Genomic DNA, 12,333 nt, shown 5'->3' on the forward strand with positions numbered 1-12,333 from the left:
CCGCCAAATTGGGCGGGCTTTGATGTCTTTCTGACGGATGCGATGCGCCGTTCGGTCGTTCGCGCCACCTGCTGTTTCCAGATGCAGGCTCACTATTGGTGCCGATCCCCTAACGGAGTGCTAAAGCGAAATGCCGCTAAAATTCCGATTTGAATCAAACCTGCGGCTATGCCCGTTTTTCCAGCTTTGCACTGCGCCGAACGGAAAAGCCGCTGCGTTGCCCGTCTGCCCCATAGGTGCTGAACTCCTGCTGAACACGGCGCAGCTCGGCGATGCGGTCAGCCACCGACCGGATACCTTCGGCCGCGCTTTTCAGCAGATCCTGATTCCGCGAAACCTTGCCTTGAACCCGCATCAGTTCATCCCGGCGAAATACCTGCAGGTCATTGATCGCGTTAATCAGTTTCTCTTTCTCGGGCTCCAGATGCGCCACGCGATTCAGATCACCTTCGGTAAGCGCGTTGCGCTCAAGCTCCAGGACGTTTTCCAGTGATTTCAGCAGGTCAACGTTTCGTTCAGTCGGCATCGGTGTTCTCCATCATGGCTTTCAACAGGATCTCGGACAGGCCCACACCGCCCGACAGGGCCAGTTGCTTTGCCTGATGTTGGACCAGAAAGGTCGAAAACTGATCTTCCCCTGCTCCGCCACCAAAGGTCTTTCGTGTTTCGCCCAACCCGGCGGATTTCAACATCTCGGCCAGAAACGTGGCCTCGAGCTCGACCGCGGCGGCCTGCAAACTGGTCAGAGGCGAAGACGGCTGAGGTGAGGCGGAAGGGGCGGCGATCTTCATGGCTTTCTCCGAAAATTCGATCAAACTTTCCTGATCAAAGGGGAAAGCGGTTAAAATAAACCTAACTTCCGCAAGGCAGGTTTCCGGATACGCAAACGGAGCCCGGAGCAAAATGCCCAACCCGATTCTGATGTCCACCCCGTCAAAACCTGTGCCCGCCAAAGCGAACGCGAACCCGCACCCGCGTGGTGACGTCAAAAAGGAGGCGACCTTCCAGGACATTCTGGAAGGGGAGATCGACACGACCGAGACCGGGGTTGATCCCGAAGCCCCTGAGGTGACTGACGCGGTGCCAGAGCTCGAAAATCAATTGCCGAGGGAACAGGCCGAACCGCAAGCGACGCCGGAACAGCCCGCTCGCCCGGCACCTTCGGATGTGCTGGCGGCCGACGCTCCAGAAGTTGGTGGGGGACCGGATGACTGGACGGGGATTTCCGTGCCGCCGGACGGGGGGACAGACTTCAACGCATCAGTAGAACCTCGGGCGGAAACCGCTCAGGCTTTGAGTCACCCCGTGCAGAGGGTGGAAATGGCTGATCAGGTCGGGCGCAAACCGTCATACTCTCCCATGCCCGCAAACCCTGAAGCTGCGCCGATCCAAGCGGCTATGTCTTCCCTGATAGACAAGCACGTGGTGGTGACTACCACTACCGGGTCTGAACCGAAACAGCAGGGGGTCAGTGCCAACCTTGCGGAGATACCTCAGGGGGATAGTTCGGTCGCTTCAGAATTCAGGCCCGCACCCGCCCGTACCAACGGCGCGGCAGCTGCACCGGGCTTTGCTCAGATGCAATTGCTCGCGTCAGCCAAATCGGATTCCAAGACCGAGCAGTCAGCGGTTCAGGAACTCGACATTTCACAATCGCCGGGTGACACCCGTTCACCTGTCGCGACGCGCGAAGCATCACTTATGAGCAGTCCACCGCCCACGCCCCGCGCAGATATCGCGCGAGCCATCGCAGGACAGATGGCCGCCGTCCTCTCGTCAAGGCCCGGCACCGGAGCCGTTGAGGTCGCCCTGAACCCAGAAGAATTGGGACGGGTCTCGATTGTGTTGAACGGACGCGAGGACGGGTTGCACATGAGCATTACCGCTGAGCGTCCGGAAACGCTGGACCTGATGCGCCGGCATATCTCGATTCTGGAAAGCGAGTTTCAGAAACTCGGTTTTGGGGGGCTGTCCTTCGAGTTCGGCACATCCCCCGATACCGGACATGGCGGGTCGGACGCCCATCGCCCTGCAAGCGCGGACACCGGTTTGGCCGAGGCCGACCAGATCCTTGACCCGTCCGTTCCAAAAACAGGCCCTTCAAGGGGCATCGACATAAGGCTTTGACGCATGATCACACCGGCCCAATCCGTCACGCAGTCTACGACTCAGCCGCCTACCGCGGTAAAATCCCAGGCATCTGCCCTGACATCGGATTTTGAAACCTTCCTTTTGATGTTGACAGCACAGGCCCGCAATCAGGATCCTTTGGAACCCCTGGATTCGTCCGAATACGCATCCCAGCTGGCGCAGTTTTCAATGGTTGAGCAACAGGTCCAGACCAATGATTTGCTGACCAGCCTTGCCATGGCGATGACGGGAGCCAATCCCGAGCAACTTGCCAACTGGATCGGAATGGACGTCCGGTCTGCTTCGGCGTTTCAGTTTGATGGCCAGCCTGTCACCCTGTTTGTCGAACCGGAGCCGGCTGCAGACCAAACCGTGCTGGTCATCCAGAATGCCGAAGGCGCTGTTCTGCAGCGGAAAACTCTGCCCGTCACCGAACCCGAACTGGACTGGGCCGGGGTGGATCCGTCCGGCAATCCTCTTCCGTCGGGCAGCTATTCCGCTACACTGGAAAGCTACAAAAGCGGCGAGTTGATATCGCGCAAGCTGGCCTCGGCCTACACGCGCGTTGTCGAGGCTCAGGTCGCGGAAGGAACGGTTCTTTTGATTCTGGAAAGCGGTGCGGCGGTTCCCGCCGGCGATGTCACCGGTATCCGAACCGGCGCTTGATCTGCCGGGCCGTACAGGCCAAAGGTTGGCAAAGCCCGACTCGTTATTAATCCCGGTAAAGCCCCTGTCCCGTCCGCTTCTTCCTCCGACCGACCTTGTCGATCACCTCTGCCGTCAGAAGCTGATCGCGACCGATGCACAGTTTGAGACGCTTTATGGTGGTCGCACCAATCAGGTGTGGAAGGTGCTGGGCGAGGAGTACGACAGGGTGCTTAAGCTATATCGCACGGCACTACGAAACCCTCTGTTCCGCAACGACGCGGGTCTGGAAGCCGGTTGTCTGCAAGCGCTGGCGCATACCGGGTTCGTACCGCGCCTGCGTGGTTCGGGGCAGTACGGAATGGATCGATGGGTTTTTTATGACCACGCCCCCGGATCGCCCTGGCAATCCGGGCCGGAAGAGGTCGCGTCGCTGCTGAACAGGCTGCATTGCCTGCCTCCGGCGGTCGAGGCCCCGGACGGTTGCAACGGCAGCGCCGATCTGGCCCGTCATGGCCAGCAAATCCTTGAAGCCTGCACGTCCGCAGACCGGTCCCGGCTTGAGGGTTTGAAGCCGGTCGGGCAGGTCGCTGCTTTGCCCCATCGCTGCCTGATCCACGGGGACCCGGTTCCGGGCAATATCCTTGTTGCATCAGCAGGTCTGACTCTGATCGACTGGCAATGCCCGGCTTTGGGGGATCCGTGCGAAGACCTTGCCCTGTTTCTGTCGCCCGCAATGCAGGTTCTGTATCGCGGAGCAGCTTTGACGCGGGATGAAGAAGACCGGTTCCTGTCAGCCTACCAAAACGCAGCGGTTACGGATCGGTACCGGAGCCTGCGCCGCTGGTACACGTGGCGCATGGCGGCCTATTGCCTGTGGCGCAAGGAAAATGGCGCACCGGATTACGCAAAAGGGTTCGAATTGGAACTGGCCGCGCTTTGATCCGTGCTCAGAGATCGTCCAGCGCGAGCAGCGCATAGGCGGGGGGCATCAGGGCGCGCCGCCAGGGCCCTAGTGGGAAACGACGCGGCAAGCGGGTCATTGGCGGCGGAAGATCGTCAGGCTGTCCCAGGACAAGCCGGGCCAAGGCGCGGCCGCTATAGGTCCCCATGGCGACCCCGTTGCCATGGTAGGCAAAGCCGGCGAACATCCCGGTCTGCCCGGGAACAGCCCCGACAAATGGAACCAGATCGCGGGCCAGGCACACCATTCCGGACCATGTGTGCGTTACGTCCACATCGGCCCAGCCCGGGAACATGCGCCTGAAATCCTGTTTCACTTTCCGGCGAATGGCCGCCTCGGCGCGGGCCGAGGACAGCAACCCGCCGCGCATTCCGAACAAAAACCGCCGGTCGGGCATCAGCCGGAAATAGTGCAACAGGTTCCGGCTATCGTATGACATCTGATCCGTGGTCCAGCCCTGCGCCTGCAACTCGGCTTCGGACATGGGTCGGGTGACCAGAACCGTCGACTGGGCGGGCATGTACCGGCCCGCCATCCAGGGCGGGATGTTTTCACTGGAATAGCCGTTGGTGCAGACCAGCACGTTATCCGCACGCAAGTTGCCGTTCGGTGTTTTGAGTTCGAAGCCACCGCGGGTCTTTTCTATGTTTGAAACCGGACTGGACTGAAAGAACTGTGCACCGGACGATCCGGCGGCTGCTGCCAGACCGAACAGGTATTTCCGGGGATTCAGGGCAAAACCAACGGGAGTTGTGTAACCGCCGTAAAACGGACCGCCGAACCCCAAGTGCAACAATTCTTCCCGGTCGTGCAAGACACCGGACGCGTCCGCCTTTTTGCGCAGTGCATCCATCGCGCGTTTTGAATGGGCAAGCTGTGTCTCACCACCCGAATGGGTATCGGCCTCAATGCCGTGGGCCGAGAGCAGGTCGGCAACAAGCGCCACGGCGTCCTGTTCGGCCTGTTCATAACGCTCGGCTGCGGGTTCCCCAAAACGGCGGGCCAATCCCTTTCGGGTCAGTTTCGATCCCCCCAGACAGCAAAACCCGCCATTGCGCCCCGAGGCGCCCCAACCGGGCGTTGCCGCTTCGAGCACGGCGACCGAAACGCCTTTCCGGGCCAGGTGCAAGGCGGCGGAAACACCTGTGAAGCCGCCCCCGATGATGGCGACGTCAACCTGCGACCCGCCAGGAAACGTGGGCCAGTCCGGTGCTGTGATGGTTTCGTCCCACCAGCACCCCTGCCGGGGGGCGGGGCCGTAGGTATAATCAGGAAACAGGCGCTTCATTCAGTGCGCGCCGCCGCCGTCTCGTCCTGACGTTGCCGTACCATGGCCCTCTTGGTCACCAGTGACGCGGTGATTACCCCGACCGTCACCGCCGCAATCATGAGCGTGGACAGCGCATTGATCTCAGGGCTGACGCCCAGCCTGACGGCCGAGAATATCTTGATCGGCAAGGTCGTGGCCGACGGCCCCGAGGTGAAAGATGCGATCACCAGATCGTCCAGTGACAGGGTGAAAGCCAGCAGCCAGCCGGAGATCACCGCAGGCGCGATGATCGGCAACGTGACCAGCCGGAACGCCTGCGCCGGAGAGCAGCCCAGATCAAGCGCTGCCTCTTCCAGAGACTGATCGAACGTCACCAGCCGCGAGGAGACCACGACCGAAACGAAGCACATCGAAAAGGTTGTGTGGGCCAGAACGATGGTCAGGATGCCCCGGTCCAGACCGATGCCGATGAACAGCAGCAGCAGGGACAGGCCGGTGATCACTTCGGGCATGACCAGCGGCGCGTAGATCATGCCGGAGAACAGCGTACGGCCAAAGAACCGCCCGCCGCGCACCAGCACATAAGCCGCCGCCGTGCCCAGAATGGTGGCCAGCGTTGATGAGAACACCGCAACCCGGATCGTGACCCAGGCGGCATCCAGAAATGCTTCGTTCTGGACCAGTTCCCCATACCATTTGGTCGAGAACCCGGCCCAGACCGTGACCAGTTTGCTTTCGTTGAAGCTGAAGATGATCAGGATGATCATCGGAATGTAAAGGAAAGCGAAGCCCAGTGTCAGGGAAACCGCGTTGAACCAGCTTAGCCTGTTCATTTCTCGGCCTCCGTCTGTTTCTGCTGATTGCGCTGGAACAGCACGATCGGAATGATCAGGATCAGCAGCAGAACCACCGCCACGGCGCTTGCCACAGGCCAGTCGCGGTTCGAGAAGAACTCTTCCCACAACACCTTGCCGATCATCAGCGTTCCGGATCCGCCCAGAAGCGACGGGATCACGAACTCGCCAATCACGGGGATCATCACAAGGAAGCATCCGGCGATGATGCCGGGCCGCGACAGCGGGATTGTCACCAGCCAGAACGCCTGCAGACGTGAACATCCCAGATCTTCGGCGGCTTCGATCAGCGATCCGTCCATCCGTTCCAGCGCCGAATAGACCGGCAGGATCATGAAGGGCAGATAGGTATAGACGATGCCGATATAGACCGCCGTGTTGGTGTTCAGGATGGTCAGCGGGGTCGAAATGATCCCGGTCCACAGCAGAAACTGGTTCAGATAGCCTTCGTTGCTCAGGATGCCCATCCAGGCGTAGACCCGGATCAGGAACGAGGTCCAGAACGGCAGGATCACCAGCATCATCAGCGTCGGGCGCCATTCCTCGGGCGCGCGGGCCATGCCGTAGGCAATGGGGTAGCCTACGATCAGCGTCAGAACGGTCGAGATCAGGGCGATTTTGACGCTGGACAGGTAAGCCTTCCAGTAAAGGTCATCCTCGGTCAGCCAGACGAAATTCTCCAGATCCAGTTCACTGAAGAAGGCCTTGATGCCGGCCCACCCTTCGGACAGGTCCAGCGTCGGCGTATAGGGCGGGATGGCAAGGGCTGTGTCCGACAGCGAAATCTTCAGGACAATGAAGAATGGCACCATGAACAGCGCCAGCAGCCAGACATAGGGAAGTGCGATCAGCAGGGCCCGGCGCATCAGCGATCCAGCAGAACCGCGGCGGTCGCTGTCCAGGACAGCCAGACCGGGTCTTCCCATGTGAAGGATCGGCGCGAGATGCGGCGCGTATTGGCCGTTTGCGCCTTGATGATCGTGCCGTTCGGCAGTTCCACGTGATAGGTGGACAGATTGCCCAGATAGGCAATGTCATGCACCTTGCCCTGCACCGCGTTGATCGCGTCGGCGGGGCGTTCGGCCGAAATTGTCACTTTTTCGGGGCGGATCGCCAGATGACAGGTCTGCCCGTTTGAAAATCCGCTTCTTGACTGTGCCGTCAGCGGTGCCTGCCCTTCGGCCCAGTCGATCTTGTACGTCTCTTCGCCATTTGCGGTCGCCCGGCCCTCGATGATGTTCACATCCCCGATGAAGTCTGCCACGTAGACCGAGTTTGGCGTCTCGTATATCCGGTCGGGGGTGGCCACCTGCTTGAGCTGCCCCTGATCCATGACGGCGACGCGGCTGGCGACGGTCATGGCTTCTTCCTGGTCGTGTGTCACGATTACGAAAGTGGTGCCCGTCTTTTCCTGAATATCCATCAGTTCGAACTGCGTGTCCTGCCGCAGTTTCTTGTCCAGCGCGCCCAACGGCTCGTCCAGCAGCAACAGTTTGGGCGCTTTTGCCAGCGAGCGTGCAAGCGCAACCCGCTGCCGCTGACCACCCGAGATCTGATGCGGCTTGCGGCGGGCAAACTGCTCCAGCCGGGTCAGACGCAACATTTCTTCGACCCGGTTTTCTAGATCACGCTTTGGCATGTTGTCCCGACGCAGGCCAAAGGCGATGTTGTCCCAGATGCTCAGGTGAGGAAACAGGGCATAGGACTGGAACATCATGTTTACCGCCCTTTTGTTGGGCGGGATCGGATCGATGTCCTGACCGCCAAGCATGATGTGCCCTTCGGTCGGGGTTTCGAACCCCGCCAGCATCCGCATCATGGTGGTCTTGCCACATCCGGACGGCCCGAGCAGAGCAAAGAACTCCTTCTCGAAGATATCCAGAGACAAATTGTCGATGGCGGTAAAGGCCCCAAAACGTTTGGTCACGTTCTGAAACTGGATCAGCGGTTTCGCCTGTGGGTCATCCCATGGCGCAAAGACGTCAGAAGTCACTGTGGCCCCCGTGTTGCCGGACTGGAAACAGGCGCAGGGCAGCCAAGGCCGCCCTGCGCCGATAAATCGGTCAGGTGCCCGATTTGATCTTGGTCCAAAGACGAGTCACAACCCGCTGGGTCTTCGACGGATAGGGTGTCGTGATGTACAGGTTCTGCATGGTCGCCTCATCCGGATAGATCGCCGGATCACCGATCACGTCTTCCTCGAGGAACTCCTGCGACGCCTTGTTGCCGTTGGCGTAGTAGACATAGTTCGAGGCGGCGGCCATGTTGTTGGCATCCAGAATGAAGTTTAGGAACTTGTGCGCGCCTTCCGGGTTCGGAGCATCCGCCGGAACCGCCATCTGGTCGAACCACATCAGCGAACCTTCGGCAAACGGGTGGTACTCGATTTCCACACCGTTTTCGGCCTCGGCCGCGCGATCCCGCGCCTGCAGGATGTCGCCTGACCATCCAACGGCCACACAGATGTCACCGTTTGCCAGCGCGTTGATGTACTCGGAGCTGTGGAATTTCTGAATATACGGACGTACACCCATCAGAACTTCCTCGGTCTTGCCGATTACGTCCTTGTCGTGGCTGTCCGGGTCCTCACCGATATACTGCAGCGCCATCGGAATGATTTCGGCAGGTGCATCCAGGAAGTGCACGCCGCATGAGGCCAGCTTCTCCATGTTCTCCGGCTTGAGAACCAGATCCATACTGTTCAGGGCAACGTCCTCGCCCAGCGCTTCTTTGACCTTGCCGACATTCACGCCGATACCTGTGGTGCCCCACATATAGTTGATCGAATAGGCATTGTCCGGGTCATACCCTGCGGTACGGTTCTGAATGACATCCCAAAGGTTGCCCGCGTTGGACAGCTTTGAAGTATCCAGCTTCTGGAACGCACCGGCCTGGATTTGACGTTGAAGGAATGTGCCGGATGGCACCACCACGTCATAGCCCGAGCCGCCCGCCAACATTTTGGTTTCCAGAACCTCGTTGCTGTCGAACACGTCATAGATCAGGGTCAGGCCCGTTTCTTCCTCGAACTTATTCAACAGTTCTTCGTCGATATAGTCTGACCAGTTGTAGACACGCACCTCTTCGGCAAATGCTGCCGAAGTCCCCAGTGCGACCACCGCTGTCAGTGTCAGCGTTTTGATGTTCATTTTCTTCTCCCTGCTTATTCACGCGTATTTTCACTTTTTTTGAGATTTGATCAAGTTTTGTGTTTTCTTGCAAGACCGACTAAGGTTCATCCCGAACCAAAAGCTGCTGGTTCAGGTCCAGACAAACAGGGTGAAGCAATTGGATTTGATCAAAAATAAGCCATCCGGAACTTCGGCGGACAATGAAAAAAGCCCGGCACATGCGCAGGTCTATCACAGGCTGAAGTCGCAGATCCTGTTCGGTGAACTGGTCCCCGGTCAACCGGTGACGATCCAGGGTTTGACCGAATCTCTCGGTGTCGGCATGACCCCGGTGCGCGAGGCAATCCGCCGGCTGATCTCGGACGGTGCGCTGGTGTTTCAGGGCAACCGCCGTGTCAGCGTGCCTCTCTTGTCGAACGAGGACGTCGAGCAGGTGATATTCGCCAGAATATCAATAGAATCAGAGCTTTCCCGCCGTGCTGCGGCGCGTATTAGCCCTGCGGACATTGATCGGCTGGAAGAGATCGACCAGCGGCTGGACCGCACCATCGCGGATGGTGATGTCAGTGGTTACCTGCGTCTGAACCATGAATTTCACGAGACGCTTTATTCCCATGCAGACGCCCCGATTCTCAGCGATCTGGCCGAGCGTTTGTGGTTGCGATTCGGCCCGTCACTGCGGGTTGTCTGTGGTCGGTTCGGTACACAGAGCCTGCCCGACCGGCACAAAGACATTATTGGCGCGCTTCGCCGTGGGGATGCGGAAAGTGCCGGAAAGGCGGCCGCGCAGGACATCGAGCAAGGCATGGCACTGATGGCTGACACGCTGACTGACGCATAATGTGAAGTGATTCGATTGACAGCGTAGAATTTGATCATATTGTGTGACGCAACCATCGTTGCAGGGGATTCTCGGATGTCCATCATAACCAATCACATGCCCACCGCCGAACTTCAGGCCCTGGATGCGGCCCATCACATACACCCGTTTTCCGCAAACGGCTCTCTCGGAAAGGAAGGGGCCCGCGTCATCACCCGCGCCAGCGGCGTTTACCTGACTGACAGCGAAGGCGAAGAAATTCTTGACGCCATGGCCGGACTGTGGTGCGTCAATATCGGCTATGGCCGTGATGAACTGGCCGACGTGGCCGCGCGTCAGATGCGTGAACTGCCCTATTACAACACCTTCTTCAAAACGACCCACGTGCCCGCCATTGCACTGGCCGCCAAGATCGCCGAACTGGCCCCGGGCGACCTGAACCACGTCTTCTTCGCCGCCGGCGGGTCCGAGGCCAACGACACCAATATCCGCCTCGTGCGGACCTATTGGGCCGAAAAAGGCCAGCCCGACAAGAACATCATAATCAGCCGCCACAACGCCTATCACGGCTCGTCTGTGGGTTCGGCTTCGCTGGGCGGTATGGCAGGCATGCATGCGCAGGGCGGCATCCCGATTCCGAACATCCACCACATCAACCAGCCCAACTGGTGGGCCGAAGGCGGCGACATGTCGCCGGAAGAGTTCGGTCTGGCCCGCGCGCGAGAGCTGGAAGAAGCCATTCAGGAACTGGGCGAAGACCGGGTCGCGGCCTTTATTGCCGAACCGGTTCAGGGTGCAGGCGGGGTCATCGTCGCGCCCGACACATACTGGCCCGAGATCCAGAGGATTTGCGACAAATACGATATCCTGCTTATCGCCGATGAGGTGATCTGCGGTTTTGGCAGAACCGGAAACTGGTTCGGATCGCAAACCGTTGGCATCAAACCGCATATCATGACCATCGCCAAGGGCCTCAGCTCGGGCTATGCGCCAATCGGCGGCTCGATTGTGAACGATGAGATTGCCGAGGTCATCGGCGGCACTGAATTCAACCACGGCTACACCTACTCTGGTCACCCGGTCGCCGCAGCCGTCGCGCTGGAAAACCTGCGTATCCTCGAAGAGGAAAAGATCGTCGAACATGTCCGCGATGTGGCCGCGCCTTATCTGAAGGAAAAGTGGGAGGCTCTGGCCGATCACCCATTGGTGGGTGAGGCGAAGATCGTCGGCATGATGGCATCGATCGCGCTGACCCCGGACAAGGCCAGCCGTGCCAAGTTCGCTTCCGAACCGGGCACGATCGGGTATATCTGCCGCGACCGCTGCTTTGCCAACAATTTGATTATGCGCCACGTGGGTGACCGCATGATCATCTCGCCGCCGCTGATCCTGACCCCGGCGGACATCGATGAGATGTTCGTGCGCATCTACAAGTCATTGGATGAGGCGCAGGCCGAGATCATCAAGCAGGGGCTGATGAAGGCGGCATCCTGACGCCATTGCGCCGCGCCGCGTGATTGGGCCCCGAAATCCTGACAGGATTTCGGGGTCGTTTTCTTTCAGGAAAGCTGAGAATTTCGGGCAAGCCTAAACCAGAGCGGCCGGTCAGGGTTATTTCAAAATTAACACGCGCCGCATATTGCCACGTCTCACCCGGACCGGCACTGTCATCGGGATGACCCGCGATGAATTCAACACCTTCTGCGCCTCGCTCACAGCCACCAGACATGTGGTGCAGTGGGGCAACGCGGATGTGTGGAAAGTGGGCGGCAAGGTGTTTGCGATCTGCGGCTGGAACGAAGGGCGCGATGCGTTCACCTTCAAGGCTACCGATCTGGCTTTCGAGGTGCTGGGCGACGAACCCGGCATCCGCCCCGCGCCCTATCTGGCGTCGCGCGGGATGAAATGGCTGCAGGTCTATGAGCCAAGCGGAATGAGCGATGCCTCGCTGCGCGAGCATATCGTCACCTCATACGAAATGGTCGTGTCCAAGCTGACCAAGAAGGTAAGGGTGGAGTTGGGGCTGCAGGGTCGATGACCCATTCCGCCCGCCGACCGATCAGGACAGCTGAGCCCCAGCGCAGTCTCGAAAGATACGAACTTGCGGTGCCGCGCCGTCCAATGGAAACTCGGTCAGCTTGTCCTGCGTAAAGGCATAGGCGGTCTGATTGTATTCCAACCCATCCAGAACATTGCCAAACCCGGTATCCGTGACGGTCAGAGATTCGGCGTTTTCGGACAGAACATGGCGCGGTGTCGCGATTTCGATGGGGTTCGGGCCGTCAAAGCGCATGGCGAACCACGGCGCCTGCGTCCAACCCTCGGTCTTGCGGGTGATGGTCAGCGTATAAAGCGGTTGCGCCGGGTCATAGGTCAGAAAGATTTCGGCCGTGCTTGTGTCGTGCGACAAGGTGCAAATCGACCCGACCGTGGCCTCCCATGCGGTGGCTGGCGTGGCTAAGAGAAGAGACAAAAAAACAAAGCGCATCCTTTGGTAACTAGCCGCTGACGGCGTTGAG

The 12,333-nt window shown here is 59.4% G+C and carries 14 protein-coding genes; 6 read left to right on the forward strand and 8 right to left on the reverse strand.

The features are described 5' to 3' along the window. Nucleotides 1-166 precede the first annotated feature (166 nt). The gene (locus AC2FIR_RS02600; RefSeq protein WP_170614181.1) at nt 167-526 is read right to left on the reverse strand and encodes a flagellar biosynthesis protein FlgN; all 360 of its coding nucleotides are present in this window, start codon (nt 524-526) and stop codon (nt 167-169) included. Continuing rightward, on the reverse strand, nt 516-791 hold the full coding sequence (locus AC2FIR_RS02605; RefSeq protein WP_496745154.1) for a rod-binding protein: 276 nt from the start codon (nt 789-791) through the stop codon (nt 516-518). Before AC2FIR_RS02605 ends, AC2FIR_RS02600 begins: the two co-directional genes overlap by 11 nt. A 112-nt stretch (nt 792-903) precedes the next feature. On the opposite strand from AC2FIR_RS02605, the gene AC2FIR_RS02610 reads away from it, so the two are divergent. Genes AC2FIR_RS02610 through AC2FIR_RS02620 form a run of 3 tightly spaced genes read left to right on the forward strand, consistent with a single transcriptional unit; the run spans nt 904 to nt 3,718 of the window. Then, entirely contained in the window at nt 904-2,127 is a 1,224-nt protein-coding gene (locus AC2FIR_RS02610) for a flagellar hook-length control protein FliK (RefSeq protein WP_496745152.1), read from the forward strand. Nucleotides 2,128-2,130: 3 nt separating this feature from the next. Beyond that, on the forward strand, nt 2,131-2,796 hold the full coding sequence (locus tag AC2FIR_RS02615) for a flagellar hook capping FlgD N-terminal domain-containing protein (RefSeq protein WP_496761882.1): 666 nt from the start codon (nt 2,131-2,133) through the stop codon (nt 2,794-2,796). Beyond that, nucleotides 2,768-3,718, forward strand: coding sequence for a phosphotransferase family protein (locus AC2FIR_RS02620; RefSeq protein ID WP_496745148.1), 951 nt, complete (start codon nt 2,768-2,770; stop codon nt 3,716-3,718). The genes AC2FIR_RS02615 and AC2FIR_RS02620 overlap by 29 nt, the downstream gene beginning before the upstream one ends. 7 nt (nt 3,719-3,725) lie before the next feature. Here the strand turns inward: AC2FIR_RS02620 and AC2FIR_RS02625 are convergent, their stop codons facing one another. The 5 genes from AC2FIR_RS02625 to AC2FIR_RS02645 all read right to left on the reverse strand — a co-directional run bounded on the left by AC2FIR_RS02625 (nt 3,726) and on the right by AC2FIR_RS02645 (nt 9,012). Beyond that, on the reverse strand, nt 3,726-5,027 hold the full coding sequence (locus AC2FIR_RS02625) for an NAD(P)/FAD-dependent oxidoreductase (RefSeq protein WP_496745147.1): 1,302 nt from the start codon (nt 5,025-5,027) through the stop codon (nt 3,726-3,728). Then, nucleotides 5,024-5,842, reverse strand: coding sequence for an ABC transporter permease (locus tag AC2FIR_RS02630; protein WP_170614186.1), 819 nt, complete (start codon nt 5,840-5,842; stop codon nt 5,024-5,026). Before AC2FIR_RS02630 ends, AC2FIR_RS02625 begins: the two co-directional genes overlap by 4 nt. Continuing rightward, nucleotides 5,839-6,729: an ABC transporter permease subunit gene (locus AC2FIR_RS02635; protein WP_170614187.1), complete on the reverse strand. Its 891-nt coding sequence runs from the start codon at nt 6,727-6,729 to the stop codon at nt 5,839-5,841. The genes AC2FIR_RS02630 and AC2FIR_RS02635 overlap by 4 nt, the downstream gene beginning before the upstream one ends. Further along, on the reverse strand, nt 6,729-7,856 hold the full coding sequence (locus AC2FIR_RS02640; protein ID WP_170614188.1) for an ABC transporter ATP-binding protein: 1,128 nt from the start codon (nt 7,854-7,856) through the stop codon (nt 6,729-6,731). The genes AC2FIR_RS02635 and AC2FIR_RS02640 overlap by 1 nt, the downstream gene beginning before the upstream one ends. 70 nt (nt 7,857-7,926) lie before the next feature. Next, nucleotides 7,927-9,012 (reverse strand): polyamine ABC transporter substrate-binding protein, encoded by a 1,086-nt coding sequence (locus AC2FIR_RS02645; RefSeq protein ID WP_496745145.1) that lies wholly within the window; start codon nt 9,010-9,012, stop codon nt 7,927-7,929. A gap of 139 nt (nt 9,013-9,151) precedes the next feature. Between AC2FIR_RS02645 and AC2FIR_RS02650 the strand changes: the two genes are divergently transcribed. The 3 genes from AC2FIR_RS02650 (at nt 9,152) to AC2FIR_RS02660 (ending at nt 11,852) form a co-directional block, all read left to right on the forward strand. Beyond that, nucleotides 9,152-9,835: a GntR family transcriptional regulator gene (locus AC2FIR_RS02650; protein ID WP_170679342.1), complete on the forward strand. Its 684-nt coding sequence runs from the start codon at nt 9,152-9,154 to the stop codon at nt 9,833-9,835. Between the two features lie 75 nt (nt 9,836-9,910). Next, nucleotides 9,911-11,308 carry an aspartate aminotransferase family protein gene (locus AC2FIR_RS02655; RefSeq protein WP_480440817.1) on the forward strand — a complete coding sequence of 466 codons (1,398 nt, stop codon included), beginning with the start codon at nt 9,911-9,913 and terminating at the stop codon, nt 11,306-11,308. A gap of 181 nt (nt 11,309-11,489) precedes the next feature. Further along, a complete protein-coding gene (locus AC2FIR_RS02660) occupies nt 11,490-11,852 on the forward strand; it encodes an MmcQ/YjbR family DNA-binding protein (protein WP_496745220.1) in 363 nt (120 codons plus the stop codon). 21 nt (nt 11,853-11,873) lie between these two features. On the opposite strand, the gene AC2FIR_RS02665 is transcribed toward AC2FIR_RS02660, so the two are convergent. Further along, nucleotides 11,874-12,287: a hypothetical protein gene (locus AC2FIR_RS02665; RefSeq protein ID WP_170614192.1), complete on the reverse strand. Its 414-nt coding sequence runs from the start codon at nt 12,285-12,287 to the stop codon at nt 11,874-11,876. Nucleotides 12,288-12,333 lie beyond the last annotated feature (46 nt).

The sequence above is a fragment of the Ruegeria sp. CDSB136 genome, assembly GCF_059610965.1.